This window comes from Halomonas rhizosphaerae (assembly GCF_030012485.1).
Classification (GTDB): Bacteria; Pseudomonadota; Gammaproteobacteria; order Pseudomonadales; family Halomonadaceae; genus Halomonas; species Halomonas rhizosphaerae.
Map to the genome: position 1 here is coordinate 227,079 of NZ_JASCQQ010000007.1, position 23,770 is coordinate 250,848.

Annotated in this window: 22 protein-coding genes, 2 tRNA genes and 1 pseudogene; 13 read left to right on the plus strand and 12 right to left on the minus strand. The window is 61.4% G+C overall.

Annotated features, from left to right (window positions below):
• The gene (locus QLQ86_RS03425; RefSeq protein WP_282735480.1) at nt 1-501 is read right to left on the minus strand and encodes a hypothetical protein; all 501 of its coding nucleotides are present in this window, start codon (nt 499-501) and stop codon (nt 1-3) included.
• Nucleotides 502-763: 262 nt separating this feature from the next.
• On the opposite strand from QLQ86_RS03425, the gene QLQ86_RS03430 reads away from it, so the two are divergent.
• From QLQ86_RS03430 to QLQ86_RS03455, 6 genes are all read left to right on the plus strand, one after another.
• Nucleotides 764-2,587 (plus strand): DEAD/DEAH box helicase, encoded by a 1,824-nt coding sequence (locus QLQ86_RS03430; protein WP_282815915.1) that lies wholly within the window; start codon nt 764-766, stop codon nt 2,585-2,587.
• Between the two features lie 305 nt (nt 2,588-2,892).
• Nucleotides 2,893-3,828 carry a segregation and condensation protein A gene (locus QLQ86_RS03435; RefSeq protein ID WP_407650034.1) on the plus strand — a complete coding sequence of 312 codons (936 nt, stop codon included), beginning with the start codon at nt 2,893-2,895 and terminating at the stop codon, nt 3,826-3,828.
• The gene (gene scpB / locus QLQ86_RS03440) at nt 3,825-4,691 is read left to right on the plus strand and encodes an SMC-Scp complex subunit ScpB (protein WP_282735482.1); all 867 of its coding nucleotides are present in this window, start codon (nt 3,825-3,827) and stop codon (nt 4,689-4,691) included. Before QLQ86_RS03435 ends, scpB begins: the two co-directional genes overlap by 4 nt.
• Entirely contained in the window at nt 4,688-5,545 is an 858-nt protein-coding gene (gene rluB / locus QLQ86_RS03445; protein ID WP_282735483.1) for a 23S rRNA pseudouridine(2605) synthase RluB, read from the plus strand. Before scpB ends, rluB begins: the two co-directional genes overlap by 4 nt.
• 81 nt (nt 5,546-5,626) lie before the next feature.
• A tRNA-Lys gene (locus QLQ86_RS03450) sits at nt 5,627-5,702 on the plus strand.
• 30 nt (nt 5,703-5,732) lie between these two features.
• Nucleotides 5,733-5,808, plus strand: a tRNA-Lys gene (locus QLQ86_RS03455).
• A 212-nt stretch (nt 5,809-6,020) separates the two neighbouring features.
• Here QLQ86_RS03455 and QLQ86_RS03460 read toward each other — a convergent pair.
• Together QLQ86_RS03460 and QLQ86_RS03465 are read right to left on the minus strand one after the other, a co-directional pair.
• On the minus strand, nt 6,021-6,185 hold the full coding sequence (locus tag QLQ86_RS03460) for a hypothetical protein (RefSeq protein WP_282815916.1): 165 nt from the start codon (nt 6,183-6,185) through the stop codon (nt 6,021-6,023).
• 231 nt (nt 6,186-6,416) lie between these two features.
• A complete protein-coding gene (locus tag QLQ86_RS03465) occupies nt 6,417-7,547 on the minus strand; it encodes a diguanylate cyclase domain-containing protein (RefSeq protein ID WP_282735485.1) in 1,131 nt (376 codons plus the stop codon).
• A 539-nt stretch (nt 7,548-8,086) separates the two neighbouring features.
• Here QLQ86_RS03465 and QLQ86_RS03470 point away from each other — a divergent pair.
• The gene (locus tag QLQ86_RS03470; protein ID WP_282735486.1) at nt 8,087-8,806 is read left to right on the plus strand and encodes a Crp/Fnr family transcriptional regulator; all 720 of its coding nucleotides are present in this window, start codon (nt 8,087-8,089) and stop codon (nt 8,804-8,806) included.
• A gap of 214 nt (nt 8,807-9,020) precedes the next feature.
• Complete coding sequence (locus tag QLQ86_RS03475; protein WP_282735487.1) at nt 9,021-9,743, plus strand: Crp/Fnr family transcriptional regulator; 723 nt, start codon at nt 9,021-9,023, stop codon at nt 9,741-9,743.
• Nucleotides 9,744-9,962: 219 nt separating this feature from the next.
• Here the strand turns inward: QLQ86_RS03475 and QLQ86_RS03480 are convergent, their stop codons facing one another.
• Together QLQ86_RS03480 and QLQ86_RS03485 are read right to left on the minus strand one after the other, a co-directional pair.
• Entirely contained in the window at nt 9,963-10,430 is a 468-nt protein-coding gene (locus QLQ86_RS03480; RefSeq protein ID WP_282735488.1) for a PRC-barrel domain-containing protein, read from the minus strand.
• A 355-nt stretch (nt 10,431-10,785) separates the two neighbouring features.
• On the minus strand, nt 10,786-11,175 hold the full coding sequence (locus tag QLQ86_RS03485) for a DUF883 family protein (RefSeq protein WP_282815917.1): 390 nt from the start codon (nt 11,173-11,175) through the stop codon (nt 10,786-10,788).
• A gap of 335 nt (nt 11,176-11,510) precedes the next feature.
• Here QLQ86_RS03485 and QLQ86_RS03490 point away from each other — a divergent pair, with 335 nt between their 5' ends.
• From QLQ86_RS03490 to QLQ86_RS03500, 3 genes are read left to right on the plus strand one after another with little or no spacing between them, the layout of a single operon-like run.
• Nucleotides 11,511-11,669, plus strand: coding sequence for a hypothetical protein (locus tag QLQ86_RS03490; RefSeq protein ID WP_282735490.1), 159 nt, complete (start codon nt 11,511-11,513; stop codon nt 11,667-11,669).
• The gene (locus QLQ86_RS03495) at nt 11,666-12,058 is read left to right on the plus strand and encodes a PRC-barrel domain-containing protein (RefSeq protein WP_282815918.1); all 393 of its coding nucleotides are present in this window, start codon (nt 11,666-11,668) and stop codon (nt 12,056-12,058) included. The genes QLQ86_RS03490 and QLQ86_RS03495 overlap by 4 nt, the downstream gene beginning before the upstream one ends.
• A 23-nt stretch (nt 12,059-12,081) precedes the next feature.
• Entirely contained in the window at nt 12,082-13,341 is a 1,260-nt protein-coding gene (locus QLQ86_RS03500; RefSeq protein WP_282735492.1) for an AI-2E family transporter, read from the plus strand.
• 18 nt (nt 13,342-13,359) lie between these two features.
• Here QLQ86_RS03500 and QLQ86_RS03505 read toward each other — a convergent pair whose 3' ends face one another.
• Entirely contained in the window at nt 13,360-15,954 is a 2,595-nt protein-coding gene (locus QLQ86_RS03505) for a chemotaxis protein CheB (RefSeq protein WP_282815919.1), read from the minus strand.
• Nucleotides 15,955-15,975: 21 nt separating this feature from the next.
• Complete coding sequence (locus tag QLQ86_RS03510; RefSeq protein WP_282815920.1) at nt 15,976-16,578, minus strand: PAS domain-containing protein; 603 nt, start codon at nt 16,576-16,578, stop codon at nt 15,976-15,978.
• Between the two features lie 812 nt (nt 16,579-17,390).
• Here QLQ86_RS03510 and QLQ86_RS20090 point away from each other — a divergent pair.
• Nucleotides 17,391-18,203 (plus strand): annotated as a pseudogene (locus QLQ86_RS20090) (endonuclease/exonuclease/phosphatase family protein).
• A gap of 120 nt (nt 18,204-18,323) precedes the next feature.
• Here the strand turns inward: QLQ86_RS20090 and QLQ86_RS03525 are convergent.
• The 3 genes from QLQ86_RS03525 to QLQ86_RS03535 form a co-directional block, all read right to left on the minus strand.
• Entirely contained in the window at nt 18,324-18,692 is a 369-nt protein-coding gene (locus QLQ86_RS03525; protein ID WP_282815923.1) for a DUF4112 domain-containing protein, read from the minus strand.
• Between the two features lie 27 nt (nt 18,693-18,719).
• Nucleotides 18,720-18,878: a YqaE/Pmp3 family membrane protein gene (locus QLQ86_RS03530; RefSeq protein WP_282735498.1), complete on the minus strand. Its 159-nt coding sequence runs from the start codon at nt 18,876-18,878 to the stop codon at nt 18,720-18,722.
• Nucleotides 18,879-19,042: 164 nt separating this feature from the next.
• Nucleotides 19,043-19,663 carry a DUF892 family protein gene (locus QLQ86_RS03535; protein ID WP_282735499.1) on the minus strand — a complete coding sequence of 207 codons (621 nt, stop codon included), beginning with the start codon at nt 19,661-19,663 and terminating at the stop codon, nt 19,043-19,045.
• Nucleotides 19,664-20,017: 354 nt separating this feature from the next.
• Here QLQ86_RS03535 and QLQ86_RS03540 point away from each other — a divergent pair, with 354 nt between their 5' ends.
• A complete protein-coding gene (locus tag QLQ86_RS03540; RefSeq protein ID WP_282735525.1) occupies nt 20,018-20,353 on the plus strand; it encodes a GlsB/YeaQ/YmgE family stress response membrane protein in 336 nt (111 codons plus the stop codon).
• Here the strand turns inward: QLQ86_RS03540 and QLQ86_RS03545 are convergent.
• Nucleotides 20,262-20,798: a DUF421 domain-containing protein gene (locus tag QLQ86_RS03545; protein ID WP_282815924.1), complete on the minus strand. Its 537-nt coding sequence runs from the start codon at nt 20,796-20,798 to the stop codon at nt 20,262-20,264. The genes QLQ86_RS03540 and QLQ86_RS03545 overlap by 92 nt on opposite strands.
• Nucleotides 20,788-23,217 carry a catalase gene (locus QLQ86_RS03550; protein WP_282815925.1) on the minus strand — a complete coding sequence of 810 codons (2,430 nt, stop codon included), beginning with the start codon at nt 23,215-23,217 and terminating at the stop codon, nt 20,788-20,790. The genes QLQ86_RS03545 and QLQ86_RS03550 overlap by 11 nt, the downstream gene beginning before the upstream one ends.
• Nucleotides 23,218-23,770: the final 553 nt, after the last annotated feature.

Below are 23,770 nucleotides of genomic sequence, written 5' to 3' on the forward strand. Positions count from 1 at the left end.
TCAGGCGCGGCGGCGCTGCACCTGACCGGCGCCGCTCTCGAGGCAGTGCTCGCGCAGGATCGCCAGCTCCGCCTGCTTCTGGCGGGCAATGGCGACGAACTCATGGCCCAGGGAGGAGGCCGCGCCGACCTCGCCGAGTCGCGCGTAGAACCGCCGGGAGGCGGCGGCATCGGCCATGGCCTGGGACAGGGCGTCCCGCGCCATCTTCAGGCTGTCGACCAGGACCGGTGGTGCCACGGCCGGCGCGGCCAGGCGCGTGGCCGCGTCGCCGCGCGGCTCGTCCAGGCCTAGGCGGCATGCGGCCCGGGCGAGGCCCGCCAGACGCATCTCGCACTCGATGCCCAGGGCAGCCATCAGCCGACTGGTGGCGCTGCTGAAGGCCAGGAAACGGAAGGCGAGGCCGCGGTAGCGCTCGAGCTCGTCGCGCTCATGATCGCTGGCGAGGCCCAGAAGCTCCTCGGGCAGCAGGCGGGGGGTGGCGCTTGTTGGAATTGTGTGCATGGCGCTCTCCTCTATCGGGAGTCTTGGAAAAGTGCCATGCTGCTGCAGGCTAGTGTCGCCCGGCATGACCCCGATCAAGTTTCTGCCAGTCGGGGGCGGCGAAGCGTCGATCTCATACGCCGGCTGTCGGCAATGTCGTCGGTTTCCTGACCGCTCGGTCGACAATCCGGAGGGTCGGAGGGCCGCCACCCTTCTCCTGCCCCCTGACGACGGCGCGGCGTCCCGCTAAGATGGCGGCCCGTCTCGCCATCCCGGAACCTGCATGACTGCCCCCGCTGCTACCACGCCCTGCGCTGTCCCCCCGACCCTGCGCCCCTACCAGCAGGCGGCGGTACGTCGCGTCGTCGCGCATTTCCGCGGCTCCAGCGATCCGGCAGTGGTGGTGCTGCCCACCGGCAGCGGCAAGTCGCTGGTGATCGCCGAGCTGGCGCGCCTGGCCCGGGGGCGGGTGCTGGTGCTGGCCCATGTGCGCGAGCTGGTGGAGCAGAACCACGCCAAGTACCTGGCCTACGGCCTCGAGGCCGACATCTTCAGCGCCGGCCTGGGGCGCAAGGAGGCTGGCCGCCAGGTGGTGTTCGGCTCGGTGCAGTCGGTGGTGCGCAACCTCGAACGCTTCGCCGCGGCGGACCATCCGCGCGGCCCCTTCACCCTGCTGGTGGTCGACGAGTGCCATCGGGTATCGCCGGCGGAGGACGCCAGCTACCGCCAGGTGGTCGACCATCTGCGCGCGGCCAACCCGCGCCTCAAGATCCTCGGCCTCACGGCGACCCCCTATCGCCTCGGCCAGGGCTTCATCTACCACCGCCATCACCATGGCATGGTGCGCGGCGACGTGGACGCCTTCTTTCGCGACTGCGTCTTCGAGCAGCCACTGCGGCTGATGGTCAAGCAGGGCTACCTCGCCGAGCCGCGGCGCATCGATGCGGCCCTTTTCAAGGACGGGCAAGAGCTGCGCTACGACTTCTCGGCGCTCGTCCCGGCCTCGAGTGGGCTCTTCCGCGAGGAGGAGCTCAACCGGGTGGTGGCGGGCCACCGCGCCACCCCGGGCATCATCGCCGAGGTGGTGGGGCGTGCCCGGGACCGCCAGGGGGTGATGCTCTTCGCGGCAAGCGTGGCCCACGCCGAGGAGATCCTCGGCTACCTGCCGGCGGGCGAGGCGTCGCTGGTCACCGGCGAGACCCCCTCCGCCGAACGCAAGCGGATCATCGATGCCTTCAAGGCGCGTGAGCTCAAGTACCTGGTCAACGTGGCGGTGCTCACCACCGGCTTCGATGCCCCCCACGTGGACCTGATCGCCATCCTGCGTCCCACCGAATCGGTGAGCCTCTACCAGCAGATCGTCGGCCGCGGCCTGCGCCTCGCGCCGGGCAAGCGCGACTGCCTGGTCCTCGACTATGCCGGCAATCCCTGGGACCTCTATGCCCCGGAGGTGGGTTCGCCCAAACCGACCGGCGACAGCGAGCCGGTGCAGGTGGAGTGTCCGGCCTGCGGCCATGCCAATCTCTTCTGGGGGCGTCGCGACGGCGAAGTGGTGATCGAGCACTTCGGTCGCCGCTGCCAGGGGCTGGTGGAGGACGAGCGCGGCAAGCGCACGCAGTGCGACTTCCGGTTTCGCTTCAAGGTGTGCCACGAGTGCGGCGCCGAGAACGATATCGCCGCCCGGCGCTGTCACGGCTGCGAGACCCTGCTGGTGGACGCCGACGACAAGCTCAAGGAGGCGCTGCGCCTGCGCGACGCCCGGGTGCTGCGCGTGGCCGGCATGCAGCTCGAGGCCACCGTCAACGGCCGCGGCCTGCCGCGATTGAAGGTGACCTACCATGACGAGGACGGTGCCACGCTGTCGGAGTGGTTCGCCCTGGAGACCCCGGCCCAGCGCGGCGCCTTCGCCGCGGCCTTCCTGCGCGAGCACCTGCGCGCCCCGGGCGTGCCTTTCCGCCCCACCACCCCCGAGGAGGTGGTCGGCGAGGGCCGCCGCCTGCGCCACCCCGACTTCGTGGTGGGCCGAAAGGTGGGCCGCCACTGGCAGGTGCGGGAGAAGCTCTTCGACTACACCGGGCGTTACCGCAAGGCCGCCGAGGCGGAGTAGCAGGCATGCATGGTCTGAACGAGAGGCGCCGGGGGCAGGCCGTAGGGGAGGTCCTACGCCATGGGTGAGGAGCATGGCTCCGAACGGGCTGGCCAGGGATGGCCAGCACCGGACCTGCAAGCGTAGCGGGACGCGAAAGCGAAGCAGGGCGTCGGTAGCGTACAGGGAGGTATTCACAGCGCCTCCCCGGAGGCCTGTCACCGGATCAGCCTCGAGTGGGCGGTCGGTGGCGTCGATGCTGTCTCCCTCGGCACCATCTTGCTAGACTGCCCCGTTGATCCTGCGTCCCCGGAGAGGCACGCCGCGTGAGCGCCACCCCCGATACCGCCAGCCCCGAACAGACCGATGCCGCGGCCGGCCACGCCGAGGTGCTGGGGCGGCTGTTCAACGAGCCGATCACCCAACTGCCGGAGGATCTCTATATTCCGCCGGAGGCGCTGCGCGTCTTCCTCGAGGCCTTCGAGGGGCCGCTCGACCTGCTGCTCTACCTGATCCGCCGTCAGAACCTGGATATCCTGGCCATCGACGTGGCCGCCATCACCCGCCAGTACATCGAGTACGTGGAGCTGATGAAGGCCATGGAGATCGAGCTGGCCGGGGAGTACCTGCTGATGGCGGCCATGCTGGCCGAGATCAAGTCGCGTACCCTGCTGCCGCGCCCGCCGAAGGAGGGCGGGGACGACGAGGAGGAGGACCCGCGGGCCGAGCTGATCCGCCGGCTGCAGGAGTACGAGCGGCTCAAGCACGCCGCCGAGTCGCTGGCCGAGCTGCCGCGGCTGGGGCGCGACTGGTTCCCGGCCCGGGCGGCCCTGCCGGCCCTGGAGGCGCGGGTGATCCACCCCGACGTGGAGCTCGACGAGCTGCTCGGGGCCCTGGCCGGCATCCTGCGCCGTGCGGAGCTCAATCAGGCCCACCAGATCAGCCGCGAGGGGCTCTCGACCCGGGAGCGCATGCTGGCGATCATGGAGCGCCTGGGCGACGGGCACTACACCGCCTTCGAGGCGCTGTTCACCCTCGAGGAGGGGCGGGCCGGGGTGATCGTCACCTTCATGGCGATCCTCGAGCTGGCCAAGGAGGCGATGATCGAGATCGTGCAGAATGCCCCGCTCTCGCCGATCCATGTGCGCGCCAGGGCCGTCCGGGACGAGGGGCCCGAGGAGGCGTTCCTCGAGGAGGAGGGCGGCGAGAGCGCCTTCGATGACCATCCCTTGGATGACCCGGAGGGGAGCGACCCGGCATGACCGCCATGGAATTTCCCGATGCCCTGGACGAGATCCTCGAGGCGGCGCTGCTGGCGGCCGGGGAGCCGCTGGGGCTGGAGCGCCTGGAGGGGCTGTTCGATGACCACGAGCGTCCGCCGCGGCGCGCCCTGCGCGAGGCCCTGGAGCGCCTGGGGGACCGCCACGAGCGGGGGGCCATGGAGCTGGTCGAGACCGCTTCGGGCTACCAGCTGCGTATCCGGCCGCGCCTCTCGCGCTGGGTCTCGCGGCTCTGGGACGAGCGGCCCCAGCGCTATTCCCGGGCGCTGCTGGAGACCCTGGCACTGATCGCCTACCGCCAGCCGGTGACCCGTGGTGACATTGAGGAGGTGCGGGGCGTCACGGTGAGCGGCTCGATCATGCGCACCCTGCTCGACCGCGGCTGGATCCGAGTGGTGGGCCACCGCGACGTTCCCGGGCGCCCGGGGGTCTATGCCACCACGCGAAGCTTCCTCGACGATTTTGGCCTCAAGACCCTCGACGAGCTGCCGCCGATGCACGAGCTCAGGCACTTCGAGGAGCCGGTCGTGGAGGAGGAGGCACCGCCTCCCCAGCACGAGCTGCTGGCCCAGGCGGACGAGGCCGAGGCGGTCGATGACTCGCCCGAGGCGGACGAGGCAGAAGACGAGATGTCGCCCGAGACGGGCGGCGAGGTGGCCCCCCAGGCCGCCGACCCGACGGCCGGGAGGGCCGACGATGATGACCACGCCGGGAAGGCGTCCGAGCGGGCAGGGCTGAGCTTCGCCGATCTGGAGGCTCGACTGTCCGAACGTGCCCGGGGCCGCGTCGCCGATGACGCTGCCCCGGGGACGGAATCCACACCCAGTGAGAATGACGACCGATGAGCACTACCACCGAGAAACTGCAGAAGGTCCTGGCGCGTGCCGGACTCGGCTCGCGCCGCGAGATGGAGGCCGCCATCGCCGATGGCCGGGTCAAGGTCAACGGCAAGGTGGCCACCCTGGGCGACCGCATCGAGATGCGCGACCGGGTGGCCGTCGATGACCGCCCGGTGACCCTGCGCGGCGCCGAGGAGGTTCCGCGCCGGGTGATCATGTACAACAAGCCCGAGGGCGAGCTGTGTACCCGCAAGGACCCGGAAGGGCGGCGTACCGTCTTCGATCGCCTGCCGCGCCTCAAGGGCGAGCGCTGGATCGCCATCGGCCGCCTGGACATCAACACCAGCGGCCTGCTGCTGTTCACCACCGATGGGGAACTGGCCAACAAGCTGATGCATCCCTCCACCGAGGTGGAGCGTGAATATGCCGTTCGCGTGATGGGCGAGGTGAAGAAGGAGCAGGTCGTGGCCATGGTCGAGGGCGTGATGCTCGATGACGGGCCGGCACGCTTCACCGACGTCCAGGAGTTCGGCGGCGAGGGCATCAACACCTGGTTCCACGTGGTCATCATGGAGGGCCGCAACCGCGAGGTGCGTCGCCTGTGGGAGTCCCAGGGGCTCACCGTCAGCCGCCTGAAGCGGGTGCGCTACGGGAACATCTTCCTCGACAAGCGGACCAAGGCCGGCGAGTGGGTGGAACTCTCCCAGGACGAGATCGATGACCTCTCGGCGACGGCCGGCCTGGAAGCACGCAAGGTGCCGGAACTGACTCCGGACGAGAAGAACCGCTGGAGCCGGGACAAGCACAAGCGCCGGCCGGTGCAGGCCATGCGCAAGCCCAAGGGCCAGCGCGGGCGCTGAGCGCGGCCCCGCCTTGCGACCAAAGGCAAAAAGCGCTTGCCATCACGGGGGCAGATCAGTAATATCTGCACCCGTTCGGAGGGGTCGTTAGCTCAGTTGGTAGAGCAGTTGGCTTTTAACCAATTGGTCGTAGGTTCGAATCCTACACGACCCACCATCCGAGCCTGTATGCTTGCCCACAAGCACCGGGTCGTTAGCTCAGTTGGTAGAGCAGTTGGCTTTTAACCAATTGGTCGTAGGTTCGAATCCTACACGACCCACCAGATTGCCAGCAAAATGCCCTCGCTTCCAGGAAGCGAGGGCGTTTTGCGTAATGGGATCCATGTGAGTTCACTGTCGAGCATGGCCCGCGCTACTGGCGATCACCTCGCCCTTTGCTGATGGTCACGGGGACGTTTCCAGTGAGATGGCGCGTCTTCGGCCGGCAGCCCCACGGGTTCTGCTGCCTTGCCGATCCAGTCGCTCGTCGCGGGTCTCAACGAAGACCGAGAACGGAGAGAATCACCAACACGATGACGATTGCGCCGACGATATAGACGATGTTGTTCATTAAGACGTATTCCTGTTTGGCGCATGATCCTGTGTGAGGATGCTGCGGGATGGCTCGTGTCATGATGGCGTCGCAGTCCGTGCGACGCATGGTGTAACTCCCTGTACAGGCGGTTCCCTTGCCTCACCCATGCTGAGGATAAGTTATCGGTGGCCTCCCATCTGTGCGCTGCCGTACATTGCCCTCTTTGCCCGAAGCCCGGTAGAACGATCGAGCCAAGGGGATGATCCCGGCGGGCCGGGCGCATCCGGGGAACGGATGCGTTCCGTCAACCAGGGCTCGGGCACCGGAGACGACCTCCGTGAGCAGCACGTCCCTCCCCTAGAAGTCGAAAACGTATTGCGATGGCTGCAGGGGGGGATGCAGGCCTGGTTCGGTCCGCCTTCGTTGAAGGGGGCGGGTATTCATCTCGGCTGTGAAGCAGTGATGCCCGTTTCGACCATTTCGCTTGGCGTGGTACATGGCCGTGTCGGCGTTGTGCATGAGGGTATCCGCATCGTCGGCATCATCGGGGTAGAGGCTGATGCCGATGCTGAGCGTGATAAGGAGTTCATGACCCTGGATACCGTATGGCCTGCCGAGGACGGCGAGCAGTTTTTCCGCGACTCGCGTGGCATCCTCGGGTCGCCTGATCTCGGCGAGCAGGATCACGAATTCGTCGCCACCCTGGCGGCAGACGGTGTCGATGTCGCGCATGCAGTCCTGAACACGACTCGCAACTGCCTGGAGCAGGCTGTCCCCCACGGCATGGCCGAATGAATCATTGATGGGCTTGAAGTCGTCGAGGTCGAGATAGAGCAGGGCGACCAGGTGTCGGTGTCGTCGGGCCAGGCCAATGGCTCGGGAGAGCCGCTCCGTCAGCAGGGCGCGATTGGGCAGGCCGGTGAGTGCATCATGCTGCGCCTGGTAGGCTATCCGCTCCAGCATGACCTGTGACTGGGAGGCGTCGTGGAACACGATCACGGCGCCGATGACTCGACCTTCCCGGTCATGGATGGGCGCCGCTGAATCCTCGATCGCAAGCTTGCTGCCATCCTGTCGGACGAGCACGCAATCCAGAGCGAGGCCTACCGCTCTGTTCTCCTCGATGGCGCGCCGCCCGGGGGTGACCGTCGTCTGGTGTGTCTTGCCATCGACAAGATGGAACACACGGGACAGAGGCTTGCCGATCGCTTCCGGTTGCGACCAGCCTGTCAGGGTCTCCGCTACCCGGTTCATGTGGGTGACCGCGCCGTGAAGATCGATGGTCAGGACGGCATCGCCAATGGTATCGAGCGCTACCCGAGCCCATGCCTTCTCGGCATCCAGGGCGGCTGCGATATCTCGCCTCGCGACGAGGGTCGCTTTTCGCCCGGGGAAGTCTTCCACTCTCGGGGTAGGGCCATGCCGCACCGGCTGTTCTGCGCGGAAGGAGGCGGAATCGAGGGGCGTCCAGGCGGAGCCCTGAAGCATCGAGTCGTCCCTCATGGACTCGACCCGGGGACACGCATCCGCCACTGGCCGTATACCGGATGGTGGGGGTAGAGCACAATGGCCGGGTGTGTCGCTCGAGGCCGTGAGACAAGAGGCCTGATCATCAGAAACGGTGGCACAACCATGAGTCGATTCCCTGTTCGGCTTGCGTGCGAGCCCCCTGTGGGACGGCATGGCCTGACCCGAATCCCGGGGCTTGGCCAGTATCTAGCGAGCCTAGTGGCGTGACCGCGTCGCTTCCGTGCGTTAGCGTACACGGCATGGGCTACGCTTCATGCGAGTGTGTCGGCGGCGGGGAGTGCAGAGTGCCTCGTGTGACTCGGAGCTTTCTATCTATTTCAATGGGTAATCGGTTGCCTGCTGCCGTGGGGCATCCGGTTGCCTGTCTCTTGATGTGATCCGGGGTGCGGCCGGCAAGGCGTTTCAGCGGCGGCCACGGGTCATCAACCACCATCGGACCAGTCCCTTTTTTGCACCCTGTTATCGGGGGTGGCTTGTCCGATACGGGAGTGTCAGTCATGGCCCTGCAACATGATCCTCGTCAGAATCACTTGCTGGCGGCCCTGTCGAGGGATGAATACCAGCGCCTGGCGCCCCACCTCGAGCGCGTCGATCTGAGGCTGGGGGAGTCGCTGGCCGAGTCGGGAAAGGTGATGCGCCATGTCTATTTCCCGGTGGACTGCATCGTATCGCTACTGTGCGTCATGGAAGATGGAGATTCGACGGAAATTGCCGTCGTCGGTGCCGAGGGTATCGTCGGCATCTCGCTGTTCATGGGCGGCGAAACCACGCCTAGCCGTGCCGTCGTGCAGAGCGCCGGCAGCGCCTATCGCCTCAAGGGACAACTGATCAAGGATGAATTCGATCGCGCGTCAACGCTCCAGCATTTGTTGCTGCGCTACACCCAGGCCCTGATCACACAGATGGCCCAGACTGCGGTATGCAACCGGCATCACAGCCTGGATCAGCAGCTGTGTCGCTGGCTGTTGCTGAGCCTGGATCGCTTGCCGACCAACGAGCTGGTCATGACCCAGGAGTTGATCGCCAACATGCTGGGTGTCCGTCGAGAGGGCGTCACCGAGTCGGCCGGCAAGCTGCAGCGGGCCGGGCTGATTTCCTACCATCGTGGGCACATCAGTATCCTGGACAGGACTGGCCTGGAGGCGCGGGTATGTGAGTGCTATGCGGTCGTCAAGAAGGAGTACGACCGCCTGCTGAGCTATCATCGCACCGGATGACGGGGCCCTTTCCCTTATGGACCTGGTAGGGTGCTTGAGCAGGGCGTTTCCTGGCGTGTGTACCCTGGCGCACCGACGGCATGTTGCTGGACATGCCAGTGTTCGTGTACCGGCTTATCGGTGATTCCATGATCACTCCCTGCTGTCGTTGACGTCAGAGCCCTTTGATTTCTTGCCATGTGCCGATTGCCGGTTTTCCACCAGGAGCGTGCACATGAAGCCTTCGACCCTCGGTCCGATAACCAACCACCTCATCGACAGCTTGCCGCGTCAGGACAGGGCATCTCTCCTTGCCGACTGCGAGGTCATCGACCTGGAGTTCGGTGAAGTGATCACCGAGCCCGGTGGACGGATCCTGCATGTCCATTTTCCCCTCAACAGCTTCATTTCCCTGATTGCGAATTTGAGTGACGGTGAGCAGCTGGAAGTGGCGATGGTCGGCAGTGAAGGCATGTACGGGATGCCCTTGATCCTGGGACTCGATAAATCGCCCTTGCGCGCCCTGGTGCAGGGGGCAGGGCCGGCACTGCGCCTGCCGACGATTGTCTTTGGCCGTCACCTGGAGCAGAGTCCTGCGCTTCAGGTATTGCTGAAGCGCTATCTCTATGTGCTCATGCACCAACTGTCCCGGGTGGCGGCGTGTTCCCACTTTCATCAGGTCGAGGCCCGCCTGGCGCGCTGGCTGTTGATGACTCAGGATCGGGCGCATTCGGATCAGCTGCATCTCACCCACGAGTTCCTGGCCATGATGCTGGGGGTGCGTCGTGCCGGTATCACCCTGGCCGCTATGGCGCTTCAGGCGCGCCGGCTGATCAGCTATCACCGGGGGGATATCACGGTGCTGGACCGAGCGGGCCTGATCGAGGCCTCTTGTGGGTGCTATGCCGCCGATCGAAGTCTTTACCGGCGCGTCATCACCGACGGAGGCGCACCATGAGGTGGCTGGTGCGCTCTGGGGAGAGCGCGCCAGCCAGGATGTCATGACAACAATGTGGAGGGGGAGCGTCTCGATATCGTGGCTCAGCACCCCCAGCGACGCGGATGACGCCTTCAGGGTGATGAGGGGCGGGCGCCTACCCGGAGTATGGGCTGCGACTTCTGAGGATGGAGTCAAGACAACGGGGGCACGATGTGCCCCCGCCGACTGTGGGTTGGATCAATCGCGCTCGTATTCGGGCGAGTTCCGCAGCGTTTCCTCGTCAAGATCCGTGTAGAACACGGATTCGTCATCTTCCATGGTGTGCTCTATGTGGTCCCAGCCCAGCCCCACGTGTTGTCCGCCGAGCCCCAGGAAGCCACTAGTCTCGACCACGACGCCGACGATGCGGCCGTCATTGCCGATGACCAGATCCTGGATCTCGCCCACATCCTCATCTGTACCGCGGTGCTTGACGGTCTGGCCGATGACGTCGTCGGCGTAGAAGGCACCAGCGGGCTTACCGCTCATCTGCTGCTCGCCGGCTTTTTGCTGTTCGCCGGTGCTTTGCTGCTCGGCATGCTGCTCACCGTCTGCCTTCATGGCGTCTTGCTTCTCGGCGTCATGCTTCTCGGCTATTGCCGTCGTGCTAAATGCTAGTGCCGGTACAATGGCGGCGGAAAGGATTAACCTCTTTAGCTTCTTCATGATTGAGCCTCCTCTGCTTAACGGCAGTCTTCCGGACCCTCGTGGGTCTGGAGAGCAGTTCCCGAATCAGGGGAATGCCATGTCAGGCTGGGCAAAAAAGATCGCTTTGTCGGTGCGGTACCAAACATAGTTACGACATTCCTTGACGTGGCAATGAAGAAGATACAAGTCGAAATTTGGAGATGGTTGCAGTGCTTTCAGGTATCTGTAGGAACGGGATATCGGCGCGCTCTGTCACGCATGTGCGATTTCCAATGGACGTGAGGGTTCAGTCATGTCAGCCCTGCGCCATTGGCGTCCCCACTGCCAGACCTGCCGGTGACCTCGCCGGCTTCGGCGTTCTGCAAGCCGTGCGTTACCGGCGACGCCTCAGGGATGAGTACAGCACGCCAGCAACAAAGGCGATGCCAATGGACAGCAGCGGCTTCTCGCGGACGTGGCCGGTCACGCGTTCGAGCAGATCATCTGCCCGCTGGCGCCCATGGGCTGCTACCTCCCGAACGCGCTCATCGGCGTGGGATGCGTGCTGCCGAGCGTACTCCTCCGCCTTGCCAGCGGTCTGGGCGGCCCGGTTCATCGCTTCGTGAGCCTTGCCCTCGACCGGATCGGCAGTATCGTGTTCGCTTGCTTTCGTCGCCATGATCCAACCCTCTTGTGTCGCTGTGTAGACGGGCGACAACGCCCTGTCTGGTGTGACGATCATCGTCGTCAGTGGTCTCGATGCGTATCTGACGGTCGAATTCATCAGTCCATATCGTGTTGATATCTTTGGATAGTCGGGGTATGGACACCAACTACCGGGGCCTCCAGGGTCTGGAGAGCAGTCCCCGAGACCCGGAAAGCCATTTCGATCCGGGTTCAGCTTAGGCATAAGCGAACGATATTTCGGTGCGCCAGCACACAGAGCCGCCGTACCGTAAGGCAGCGCCCCCGATGCCTGCCTGAAAGAATGACCCCACATAAGTTGTGCAGCGCACAGACCGGACCTCGAGCCTCAACTATCTTGACAGGAGCCACCCTGGACTAAAAAGGGTCCATGGTGAGGGAAAGAACCCAAAAAACTCATATGGAGTTCAGGTCATGAACAAGAATCAGGTCAAAGAGAGTGCGAGTAAGAAAGACAAGAAGGTTGCCGGCGACAAGCGCACTGAGCAGACGGGTAATGCGAAAGAACATGGCGGCAAGGATGGAGCCGTGTTGAAAGAACTCAATAGCGATGCCAAGAAGGAAAAGAAATGAACGATGCAATGATGCCATCGAAGAGTGGTCACGCCGCCGCCGATGATATGCAGGCCGGCGTCACATTACTGAGTGCCTCCACGATAACCGGCGACAATGTCTGTAATATGCAGGATGAAGAGCTAGGCAAGATTCAGGATCTTATGCTCGATGTAGCCGAGGGAAGGATTCGTTACGCAGTCTTGGCCTCGGGCGGTTTTCTCGGCATGGGTGATCGCCTGTTCGCGATTCCTTGGAAGGCCTTGAAGCACGACAAGGTGAACAATCGTTTCATGCTCGATGTAGATGTCGAGCGGTTGAAGAATGCACCAGGCTTCGAGAAGCATCAATGGCCGAATATGGCTGACGCCACCTGGAGTTCGACCATCGAGTCCTTCTATACCAGGTGATCGGATTTATCAGGAGGCTGAGCGTGGCTTCTGCGATGGCCGGTGATGGGCTGTTGATATTCAATAAACACGAACAGCTAACGCAGGAATTCGCAATGGCTCACGATAGGCAGGAACCCTTGGCTGGCGGAGCGAAAGTTGCTAGCCAAGACCCGCCGGAGCTACGTCCGGAACAACGACTGTTCAATGCGGCTGAGCTTCGCCTGTTTCGCTACACAACGGTTCTGTTGTCTCTGGTTGCAATGACCTCGCTGATAGGGATCATCGTATGGTCATTCGGTTGGGTACTGAATGCGTTCTATAACCTTCTTCTGTCGCTTTCTCTGGCCGGTATTCTGGCGCTTGTGCTTTATCCGGTGGTGGAATTTCTCGAAAGAAAGCTTCGCTTGCCACGCTTGCTGGCCATTATTCTTCTACTGGTGATCTTTTTCGTGGGTATTGGCGGCCTGATTTTCCTGCTCGTCCCCGTTGTGGTCAAACAGTTCGTCCAGTTGATGACCGTTTTGCCTGACACACTGGCAAGCTGGCAGGAATATTTCTCCTTTCACTTCCCGGAACTCAGCTCCATGATTTCTACCCGCATGGAGAGCAACGGTGGGAAGGAGTCCGAGGCTGTCGTGCCAGGAATGGAAGACCCGGGCAGGAGGATCATGTCATATCTGGGGTTGTTGGCCGCTATCAGCTTCGTGCCTCTGTTCCTTTTCTTCACCCTGCTTTCTGGGAACTTGCTCCGGGGGCAGGCAACTGAACTTTTATCCATCTTCCATGAATCCACTCAGCAGAAAACGCTGTATTTCATGGATGTATTTGTCGGATACGTCACCGCCTTCTTTCAGGGCCAGCTGATCATCGCCGTGTGCATGGGTACCTTGTATGCCATGAGCTTTACGTTGATCGGCCTGGAGTACGGCGTTCTTGTCGGGCTGGTGCTGGGCCTGCTGAATATTGTCCCCTTCCTGGGCACTCTGATCGGCCTGCTGGTGGTTTTGCCCATGGCCTATCTGCAGTCGGATGGCGGCATTGAGTTACTGGTCCTGACCGGGCTGGTGTTCGCGGCGGTGCAACTGGTGGAAAGTTGGCTGCTGACACCGAAGATCATGGCCAACCGCTCGGGGCTGCACCCTGCACTCGTGGTTATTTCCCTTTTCTTCTGGGGCACGGTCTTGGGTGGCATTATCGGCATGGTACTCGCGGTGCCCCTGACGGCGTTCTTCGTTGCCATCTGGGGCGAGATTAAGTCCAGCCTGAAACGGACACTGAGTAGCGGGGATGAAAGGCCATGAAGGTAGCGGATCTTTCCATCACGATCGCAGATCCTTGCGAAGGGCCTGTTCCAATTCCTTGGTTGCGGTGATATCGAGAAGGGTGATGACCACCCCGTCAATCACATTGTCCAGACGGCGATAGGGCATGATCCGTACCGTAAACCAGCGGCCGTCGGAGGCGGGGACCTGCTTCTCGGAATATGCCAAGGTGCTCAGGGTGGTAAGGGCATCATCATTCAGTTCCGGATACTGCAGCGTAGTGGTCAGGTCACTGAGTGGGCGGCCGATATCGCTTTCACGGATATTGATGATCTTTGATGCCCTGTCAGTGTAACGACGGACGTTCAGGTTATGGTCGAGAAAAAGAATAGCGATATCGATGCTGTTGAGCAGATTTTTCATATCGCTCTGGGCGAGGGCGAGATCGTCGAGCTTGGTCTGCATTTCCGCGTTGATGGTCTGCAGTTCCTCATTCATGGACTGCATTTCCTCTTTCGACGTGGTCAGCTCCTCATTGGTCGACTGCAATTCCTCATTGGTCGACTGCAATTCCTCATTGGCCGACTGCAGCTCTTCCTGGGACGCGCGGTTTTCCTCCCTCAATGTCTGGATTTCATCCTGGTACTGTTGCAACTCCTTCGCATGAGTATGTTGCGTAGCCGTCTTCGACCTGTTCTTGTCCGGCTGGCCGGCATGAGCCGGGGCGATGTCGCGGAACACGATCATCTTCATCCCACGCAGGGTGGCAGGTTCTCGCAGCGCCTGTACGGTGATATCGACGCTCTGCGTTCCCCCGCCTGGCAGTTGCACCTGAAGGTCTTGCAAGGATACCGGTTCGCTCCGGTTCGAGGCCTGGCGCAGGGCGCTGGCGATGGGGGTCCGCAGGCCTTCCCGCACCATGGCGTAAAAATTCCAGTTGGCCTTGCCGGCGGCAGGCTCCAGGTACTTTCCCGTGCGTCCGCTGATATAGACGATATCACCCTCATCGTTGACCACCACTGCGGCGGGGGCATAGACCTGCAGTAACACCTGATCGGCTGCCGCCTGCAGATTATCATGTGTGTGGGAGGATGAGTCGCTGGGGGTCACGGGAAGCTCCTTGGCTATCCTGGCCAGAGGTGGAAACGACTTTACCGGCAACCGGATATCGCGGTTCTGGACATTCTCCTGGCGCAGGTAAAGTCGGAGTTTGGGTTGGATAGGTGCAAACAACTGAGTGTTGCGCCCTACCGTCTCCGAGCTCCCCAGCAACAGCACACCCCCAGTGCGCAGGCTGTAGTGAAACAGGGGAATGAGTTTGCGTTGCAGGCTCTGATCGAAATAGATCAACAGATTGCGGCAGGAAATCAGGTCGAGTCGAGTGAAGGGGGGATCGAGCACCACATCCTGCTGGGCGAACATTACCAGGTCGCGGATATCCCTGTTGATCTGGTAGCCGTTGCCATGGATGCTGAAAAAGCGCGCCAGGCGCTCCGCCGAGACACTGCTGCTGATGTCGGCAGGGTAATGGCCGCGGCGAGCTGTAGAAATGGCGTCGGGACTCAGGTCGGAGGCGAAGATCTGCAGGGTAATACCATGGGGACGTGGCAGCTTGTCCAGCGCCTCCGTGAAGATCATGGCCAGGGAGTAAGCCTCTTCGCCGGTTGAGCAGCCAACCACCCAGGCGCGCAGGTGGGGCTCACTGTGCTGTCGCGCCAGCAGTTCCGGCAGACCGGTATCCGCCAGATACTGCCAGACCTCGGCATCACGGAAAAAGCTGGTCACCCCGATGAGTACTTCCTTGAACAGAAGGTCGATCTCCTGGGGGTTGCGCTTGAGGAAATCCACGTAAAGGCTCAGGGTGGCGATTTCATGGATCGCCATACGCCGGGCCATCCGGCGGTGCAGGGTGCTGGGCTTGTAGAGGGAGAAGTCGTGCCGGGTTCGCTGTTGAAGCAGACGTAAAATGCGCTGCAAGGGCGTTGATTCCGGCTCAGTTTCTGCTTCTGGTTCTGTCGAAAGCCCGCCGGAGGCGCTCGGGGTGGGCGCCCGGGAAAGGCAGTTCAGGATACGGACGGGCAATTCGCCGGGCGGGGCGATGATATCGGCGCAGTTTGCGGCGATGGCGCTGTTGGGCATGGCATCGAACTGTGCCGTGTCGGGCTGTTGCACTGCCGTGAGGCCGCCCACGGCCTTGATCGCCTGTAGACCCAGGGTGCCGTCGGAGCCCATGCCGGACAGTACCACCCCGATGGCGTGCTCTCCCTGGGCGCGTGCCAGGGAAGAAAACAGCACGTTGATAGGCAGGCGCATGCCCCTGGGTTCCATGGGTTCGGCCAGGTTCAGAAGGCCGTCGACAACGCTGAGTTCCGTATTCGGCGGAATCACATACACGCAGTCAGGCTCGATGGGCATGCCATGGGTCGCCTGCCGCACCGACATCGGGGTAGTGCGCTGGAGTAATTCCGTGAGCAACGCCTTATGGGTGGGATCGAGATGCTGCACCACCACATAGGCCATGTGGCTGTGGGGCGGGATCCGGGCAAGGAACTCTTCCAGCGGCGCCAGGCCACCGGCGGATGCGCCAATACCCAGGATACGTAAGGCCGCCGGTGGGGGGCTTGGCGTATCGGCAGGGCTCAAGGCAGCCATGGCATGGAACGGCTAACGGGGTTACTCCCCACTGGCGCACTCGCAGCAGGCCAACAGGATATGCTCGCGCCCTGGGGGGATGGATGCCAGAAACTGTAAGTGGCGGGAGCCCTGTGCGCCTCCACCCGTCTCGGCTACGCAGGAATCCCTGGCACCGCTCTTCGCCACATGCTGTAGCAACCCGCGCAGCTGCGGCCGGCTCTCCGCTGGCAGGCATGTGTCGATGGGGTGTCCCTCAAGATCGTCACGCCCGACGCCAAAGAGTTCCGTGCCGGCAAGATTAACCTGAATAACCTTGCCCTCCAGGTCGACGAGAAAGTAGCCAAAGGGGGCGGAATCGTAAGAGTTCCGGTAAAGGCTCAATTCCTCCCCAAGTGCTTGCTCATTGGCAGCAACCTCCTCGTTCTGCAAGTCAAGCTCCACCTGATGGACCTGCAATTCATGGAGCAGCTTGAGGGCATCTTCCGCATTGTCGGGATTGCTGGACAGCCGGTGGAGGAGGCTCAGGGCGTCAACGCCCACGGACCAGTGACTCGCTGTCGGCGTCGTGCCCGTCTGCAGCCGCGCTTCAGCCTTGTCTCGCAGCTGTGTATAGACACTGGATTCATTAAAGGTGGCAGGCATACGAGACTCCAAGCTTTCGCGCGGGATACATTTTACATTGTAGCTTATTTCGGCAGGGATTGGTATGGAAATTTTGGCGATATCCGGGGTGTGTGCATTTTTATTCAACTCCATAAAGTGGCGGTCGCTTATGATCTGGCCGCAACGATTTGATATAGCTCCGTGCCGATAGAACGTTGCGGTATGCCAGAAACGCTTTCTCGACACTAAAATCAAGTATGAATAAGTGTCACTGATAGATGGGACTATTCCCCGACATCTTAATACGCGACAATGCGGGTTTCGCTATCCGGTGTAGAGATTCTTGTAATGCCTAGTGACCAATAAATCGACGGAAGCCCGGTTAGAACGGTGTGCACGCTGGCGAACTGATCATTCCGCGGAATTCTGTCATGATTTATTTTAGTTATAGCTGCCGTGCAAGTGCATAAGCTCAGCACAGCAGCACGGCAGGATGTGAATTCCTTTTGCAATCATTACAGATTCTCGAGTGATGCATTGGACACATTGTTGGCATCGTGGGTGGGGTCATGCTCTTCCGAGAAGCTCTTTCAAGTCCCGTGAAAATTATTCTTGTCTTTCTGGCTATGCTGCTGGTGGTTGCGACAGCTCTCCCATTACTTCGGTTCGATCAGTGGTGGATTCGTGTTTTTGATTTTCCAAGAGCGCAGATTGCCATCTCAGGTGTCGTATTGCTTGCCCTCTGTCTCTGTTGCTGGAACCCACGTCGCGTCCACGAATCCGTCGTTCTTGGGCTGTTGGTTCTGGCCGTGAGATATCAGGTTGTGAAGGTGCTTCCGTACACGATGCTGATGCCCAAGCAGGTACTGGCGACTGAGGCACGTTCTGACGACACCAACCTGAGGCTACTGGTTGCAAACGTGCTGATGGAAAACCGGAAGTCGCAGGCCTTCCTGGATATCGTGCGCGAGTATGATCCGGATGTGGTCTTGTCGTTGGAGACAGACCAGTGGTGGGAAGAAGCGCTAAGGCCCTTGGAAGAGAAATATCCGTACACGCTCAAGAACCCACTCGACAACACCTATGGCATGCTCCTACATAGCCGACTGGCGATGATCGATCCCGAGATCCGGTTTATTCTAAAGGACAGCATCCCATCGATGCACATGCAGCTGGTGCTGCCGTCAGATGACCGGATATTCATGCATTTCGTGCATTCCGATCCGCCCAACCCGAAGTATGCGACCGAGACAACGGAACGAGATGCGGAACTGTTGATCGTGGGCCGGGAAGTGGAGAAACGCGATAGGCCAACAATTGATGCAGGCGATTTCAACGATGTGGCCTAGTCATACACCACGAGCCTGTTTCAGAAAGCCAGTGGTCTACTCGACCCGCGCGTCGGGCGGGGCATGTATAACACCTACCACGCCAAGAACCTGCTACTGCGCTGGCCTCTCGATCACGTCTTCCACACCGATCATTTCAAGCTCGTCCGTATGGACAGAGGGCCCGCCTGGGGATCGGATCATTTTCCTATCTTTATCGAACTCAGCCTGGAGGCCGGCGCAGAATCGGAACAGGAGGAGCCGGATACGACCCGGACGGAAGAGGAGCAGGTAAATGAAAAGATCGAAGACGGTAAGCAGCACCCGGACGAGTGAGCCTGTCGACATCGGGTCGCCCGAGCACCCTCAATAGTGTTGCGATTGGAACTTTAGACCGCCTACTCAGCCGCACCGGTTTGATGGGGTGTCGGTTGTCGCGAGAATGCGAACCGAATTTCAGCGTGGCGCGCTGCGATCCAGATAGGCATCCATCAGCCTGGCGTTGCGCTGATTGGCCTTGAACGCGACATCGAACACGTCGCCGAGCACCGGAATCGCGCCGACCACGGCATCCAGCGCGACGTTCAGTGCCATGTGCGCTAGTACCCTGACCGACACACCGGCGTGCGCCGCCTGTGCGACGATGTAGAACGACACCCCGGCCGCAGCGAGATCGCCGACCACCGGTACTAGCCCGATGAGCCCGTCGACCCCGATGCGGAACCCTCCGGGCAGGCGAATCGAACTGTCCATCAGCCGCGCGAGCCAATGCACGCGCGCACGAGCGTCGGCGGGTCGGCGCTGGGGCGCGTCAGATGGTGACATCGCGGTGCGCCTTCACAAACGCCGTGTTCATCGTCTGGCGATGATCCACACGGCGTGGACGATCCCGGGAATATAGCCGAACAGCGTGAGCAGAATGTTGATCCAGAAATGCTTTCCGATGCCTTCCTGCAAAAAGACGCCAAGCGGCGGCAGGAAGATTGCGATGATGATGCGTAACAGGTCCAATGGCTGTGCTCCTGGTTGCGTTGGGATGCCGTTCGGGCAGCCGCACGCGGTAGCTCACGAGGGTCAAGAGACGCCGCGTGCTGATCCGTCTGGCCCGAGGGTTCGGTACGACATGCCACACTCACCGACACTACTACAATATCAGGCCCACCTTGCTGCCTTCGTCAGTGCTTCGACTTCAGCATGTCGTCGCGCTGGTGCTCCGCCCGCGCGGCGCCGATCGCCGTTTCCACTTTTTTCACTTCCTCGGGGGGTGGCAGGACCGCCGGCAACCCGAGCGACTCGATCCACAATTCGCGCAGGAACCCTTTCGTGTGGAGGAGGTGATGCTCTTCTTCCTTGCCCACCGCTTCGAAGGCGGTGCTGAGCACGCGGGTTTCCTCTCCCTGGCCGTGTTCTGCCAGATGCCCGATCAAGTCCCAGTTCTGGAGGTCCTTGGTTTCCGCCAGGACCACACACTCACCGGCAACGAGTTGGGCATCCGCGGCGCTGCCTTTTGCCTTCGCCATTTCCATCGCGGTAACCAGCGAATCCCCCAGGTGTGCTACCACTTCTCGGCCGGGCGTGACGGTATCCGGATTCAGTCCCAGCTCCTCGAACACCGTCAGCAGCACCTCTTCGTGGGTGCGGGTCTGCTCGAGGTACTCCTCCCATTCACCTTTCAGTTCTTCGTTCAGCACACATGAGAGCGCGGTTTTGTAGATCTTTGTACCACCGCGCTCCGTCTCGAGAGCTTGAAATAGCAACTCGTGCAACTGCTTCTTGATAATCGGTTTCTTATTCACGGTTTTACTCCTGACCATCGGTGGCGGCGCGCACGACAGGCGTGCTGCGACATTGGCTTGGGTTCAACGGTGCGACAGATGGCGGCCAGTTGAATGTCCAATGATAGGAGGTAGGTGCTGCTGGGTCGGTGCTGTAGCCCACATAGCAGTTCGGTGCCGCGGGCCTGATTCGCCCGGTCATCATCCACTCGCCGCGGTCCCAGTGTTCGATAGCGCACGGTGACCGCGTAATATGAGCCGTAGAATCGATTTTTTGGCGCCAGGCGCGCCACGATTATGTTGAGGCACGGAATCGTGGGTATTATCGTATGGCTCGTCATGGGCGGCCTGCTAGGTTGGGTCGCGAGCATGATCATGGGCACTAACGCCCAGCACGGCATCATCCTCAACGTCGTGGTCGGTATCGTCGGCGCACTTGACGGGTTTCTGATCGGGCCGCTGCTCGGCGTCGGCTCGATTAACGACGTCTTAACCATCACGAGCTGCGTCATGTCGCTGACCGGCGCGATAATACTGCTGGCCATCCTGAGTTTGTTCCAGCGCAGCAGGATACTCCGATCAATCAGCGTTTCCCCAGCCGGAGGGAAATATAAGAGGTTTACCGGTCTGCGGTCTTCAGTAACTCCTGAGGCCTCTCGACGCCGACCAGGCTGGAGCCGCCCCCATTCTCGCCCGGCCGGACGACACTAAACGAACCGTCGGTTTCCAGGACGACTGCGCGCACCTTGTGCAACGAGTTGACCCCGGCCGAGCGTACCGCCGCCCGTATCTCGTCTTCGGTTACACGCGCTTGACGCAGAGCCGTTGGCAGGAAATTGCCGTCGTAAAGCAGCATCATCGGTTCTCCCGTCGCCAGTCGCCGCACCCATCGTGCCCGGACGCTGGACCAGGTGACGGCGAACTGCAGGCCGATGAGCAGGGCGAAGGCCAGGACCCCTTCGGCTAGTGCGACATCCTTGGCCAGAAGGACGGTTGCCAGGGTCGAGCCGAGGGCGACGGTCACGATCAGGTCGAAGGCGTTCAACTTGGAGAGTGTCCGCTTCCCCGAGACGCGAAGGAAGACGACAAGCGTAACGTAAGCCAGGATGCCAACGACCAAGGTGCGCAACAGACTGTCCCATCCACTAAACAGCATCTGTTTTCTCCTGCCGACAGCGGGCTGTGTCATTTCGTTGGTGGTCGCGGTCTCGGGATGGATGGCGATGAGCGGCGACCGCATCGATGAAGGCCGTTGCGATCTCGGCTGCGTCGACGCCCTCCGCCAGCAGGATACCCGGGTCTTGGTTTGTCGCGGGCTCGATGCCTGCCATTTCCAGTAGCTTCCGTCCAGCGCCCAGGACCAGAATCGTCTTGCAGTGCCTGAACTGATCTTTTATAAACTCCACCGTATGCCCGTTACCCGCGAGCGCCTGGACCGCCTCGCTGCCATCGGGCACCACCAGCGCATCGAACAGGAATCCTGGAGAATTTTCCATCGACTTGTCAGCTTCAACCTTCTCACCGGAGGTGCCGACGAACGTGCCCACCCGTGGCCCCACGAAATGCACGACGGCACCCGCCTCGGTCAAGGCCGCGTGAAGGGCAACGAGCGAGGCATGGTGGACACCATTCTCGACCAGCACGGCAATCTGCCGTGTGCGGACTCCGCATTCGCCCGGGAGCGCCATTAGCGACAACGCCGGAGAAACGCTCACCTCCGGCGGATTCGGGTCGGCGACCGCCTTCGGCATGGCATTGGGAACTTCCATTCCCAGTCCGGACGCAACCTCTGCGGCCAGTTCCCGTGAAACGTTCCCCAGTGAAGCCAACATCCGCTCACGTATCGCGGGGATACCGACCTTGCTCAGCTCGAATCGGAAGGCGGCCGCAATATGGGCCTTCTCGACGGCCGTCTGACTTTCGTAGAACAAGGTGGCTTGCGCATAATGCTCCGCGAATTTCTCCGGTTTTCCTCGGACCTTGTCTCCGGTAATGGACTCGGGGTAGGAGACGAATCCGATTGTTCCGTCCTGGAAGGGGCAACCACCTGCCAGTGAGTTCGGCTCGTACGCCACGCGCCCGCGATGCAGTGCCTGACGGTGCATGCCATCGCGTTGGTTGTTCTGTACCGAGGCAAGCGACGAATTGATCGGGATCTCGTGGAAATTGGGACCACCGAGTCGCGTGATCTGCGTATCGGCATAGGAATGGATACGACCGGCGAGCAACGGATCGTTGGAGAAGTCTATGCCCGGTATGATGTGCGCCGTGCAGAATGCTACCTGCTCGGTTTCCGCGAAGAAGTTGTCCGGGTTGCGGTTGAGTACCATTCGTCCGACAGGCGTAAGCGGTACGAGCTCCTCCGGGACGATCTTGGTCGCGTCGAGCACATCGAAGCTGAAGCCTTCGGCCTGTTCTTCTGTGAATATCTGCAGTCCCAGCTCCCATTCAGGAAATTCGCCCGATTCGATGGCTTCCCACAAATCAGCCCGATGGAAATCGGGGTTAGCGCCGGATATCTTCACGGCTTCATCCCAGACGAGTGAATGGGTTCCCTGGAGCGGCTTCCAGTGGAACTTGCAGAAGACGGATTGCCCCTGTTCGTTGACCAGACGAAACGTATGTACGCCAAAGCCCTGCATCATCCGGTAGCTGCGAGGTATACCGCGATCCGACATCACCCACATCAGCATGTGGGTTGACTCCGGCATCAAGGAGACGAAGTCCCAGAAGGTGTCATGCGCCGACGCCGCTTGAGGCATGCCGTGATGCGGCTCCGGCTTGAGGGCATGGACCAGATCGGGAAACTTCATCGCATCCTGGATGAAGAAGACCGGTATGTTATTTCCGACCAGATCCCAGTTGCCTTCGTCGCTATAGAACTTCACCGCGAAGCCACGCGCATCGCGTGCGGTGTCTTTCGAACCGCGTTCACCGGCCACCGTGGAGAATCGCGCGAACACAGGTGTGATCTTGCCTTTCTCGGCGAAGGGGGCCGCGCGAGTGTACTGGGTCAGCGTGTCATAGGCTTCGAAATAGCCATGGGCTGCTGATCCGCGTGCATGGACGACGCGTTCCGGGATGCGTTCGTGATCGAAATGCGTGATCTTTTCTCGAAGGATGAAATCCTCGAGTAACGAGGGACCCCGCAATCCGGCTTTCAGGGTGTTCTGATTATCGCCAATGCGAACACCTTGGTTGGTCGTCAACGGCTCATTGCTGGGATCGACTCTGACACGGTCGAGTGAAGCGACGTTTGCGTTCTTTCCGAGTGGCGCAGCCCCGCCGGTTTTCGCAGTCCCGGTATCTTCGGTCGCCGTGCTCGCCGTCAACGCGCTGGAGCCCGGCTCCACGACCTCTCCTGCCGGCGGCGCCACGGCGTTGTCGTGACCGTACTCTAGCGCCTTGATGGGGTTGCAGGGCATCGCGGCGACGAAGTCGTCGCTGGCACTGGCATGCTCCGCGACGACGTCGTTGGTTCTGAGCACGCCGTCATTGCCCTGTACTGGTGTGCTGGACTCATCGCCTTTGCTTTTCACTCGCGACGATCGATCTGGTTTCTTGTTCTTAGCCATGATTATTCTCCGGGTACGTGGGGAATGTGGAACATTGCGCTGCCGTTCGATCCGCCAGTCTTTGTCGATCTTCATGTCACCGGGGAGAGCTGTCCGTGCGTTAGCGCACAATCGCACCGCGTTGGGCCTGGCGCAGGGCTCCCGTTCCGTTTTGGGCTCAGTGTGATAACACACCGACCGACGGTCGCTATCGCGTGACGCTATCTGACACAGATGCCGTGAATGATTCGTCAGGAGTGAGCGGTGGACTTGATAGCAGACAACTGTTCTGGACGGTCGAGAGTGGCGTGACCTGGATGCCCGCGTGCAGGCAACACCGCTATTGCGTCTGGTAGCGCACAGACCCTACGCCAAAACCTTGGAAAGCTCAGGTTGGACGCACATCGATTGAAATGTGCTAGCCACGGAGGCCTCCACGAGCAATCGCGAAATCTGTATCGTTTACTTTACGGCCTTGCAAATATTCCCGGTCGCATCGATTACGATGCAGCGCACGCCTCGCACACTGTGTGCTTACGCGTCCCGCCGTGGATGGTGTGTTTCTCTCGAGCAC

Coding starts and splice junctions, on each gene's coding strand:
- QLQ86_RS03425 (WP_282735480.1), bottom strand. CDS start 501: ATGCACACAATTCCAACAAGCGCCACCCCCCGCCTGCTGCCCGAGGAG.
- QLQ86_RS03430 (WP_282815915.1), top strand. CDS start 764: ATGACTGCCCCCGCTGCTACCACGCCCTGCGCTGTCCCCCCGACCCTG.
- scpB (WP_282735482.1), top strand. CDS start 3,825: ATGACCGCCATGGAATTTCCCGATGCCCTGGACGAGATCCTCGAGGCG.
- rluB (WP_282735483.1), top strand. CDS start 4,688: ATGAGCACTACCACCGAGAAACTGCAGAAGGTCCTGGCGCGTGCCGGA.
- QLQ86_RS03460 (WP_282815916.1), bottom strand. CDS start 6,185: ATGCGTCGCACGGACTGCGACGCCATCATGACACGAGCCATCCCGCAG.
- QLQ86_RS03465 (WP_282735485.1), bottom strand. CDS start 7,547: ATGCTTCAGGGCTCCGCCTGGACGCCCCTCGATTCCGCCTCCTTCCGC.
- QLQ86_RS03470 (WP_282735486.1), top strand. CDS start 8,087: ATGGCCCTGCAACATGATCCTCGTCAGAATCACTTGCTGGCGGCCCTG.
- QLQ86_RS03475 (WP_282735487.1), top strand. CDS start 9,021: ATGAAGCCTTCGACCCTCGGTCCGATAACCAACCACCTCATCGACAGC.
- QLQ86_RS03480 (WP_282735488.1), bottom strand. CDS start 10,430: ATGAAGAAGCTAAAGAGGTTAATCCTTTCCGCCGCCATTGTACCGGCA.
- QLQ86_RS03485 (WP_282815917.1), bottom strand. CDS start 11,175: ATGAATTCGACCGTCAGATACGCATCGAGACCACTGACGACGATGATC.
- QLQ86_RS03490 (WP_282735490.1), top strand. CDS start 11,511: ATGAACAAGAATCAGGTCAAAGAGAGTGCGAGTAAGAAAGACAAGAAG.
- QLQ86_RS03495 (WP_282815918.1), top strand. CDS start 11,666: ATGAACGATGCAATGATGCCATCGAAGAGTGGTCACGCCGCCGCCGAT.
- QLQ86_RS03505 (WP_282815919.1), bottom strand. CDS start 15,954: ATGGCTGCCTTGAGCCCTGCCGATACGCCAAGCCCCCCACCGGCGGCC.
- QLQ86_RS03510 (WP_282815920.1), bottom strand. CDS start 16,578: ATGCCTGCCACCTTTAATGAATCCAGTGTCTATACACAGCTGCGAGAC.
- QLQ86_RS03525 (WP_282815923.1), bottom strand. CDS start 18,692: ATGTCACCATCTGACGCGCCCCAGCGCCGACCCGCCGACGCTCGTGCG.
- QLQ86_RS03540 (WP_282735525.1), top strand. CDS start 20,018: ATGGGCACTAACGCCCAGCACGGCATCATCCTCAACGTCGTGGTCGGT.
- QLQ86_RS03545 (WP_282815924.1), bottom strand. CDS start 20,798: ATGCTGTTTAGTGGATGGGACAGTCTGTTGCGCACCTTGGTCGTTGGC.
- QLQ86_RS03550 (WP_282815925.1), bottom strand. CDS start 23,217: ATGGCTAAGAACAAGAAACCAGATCGATCGTCGCGAGTGAAAAGCAAA.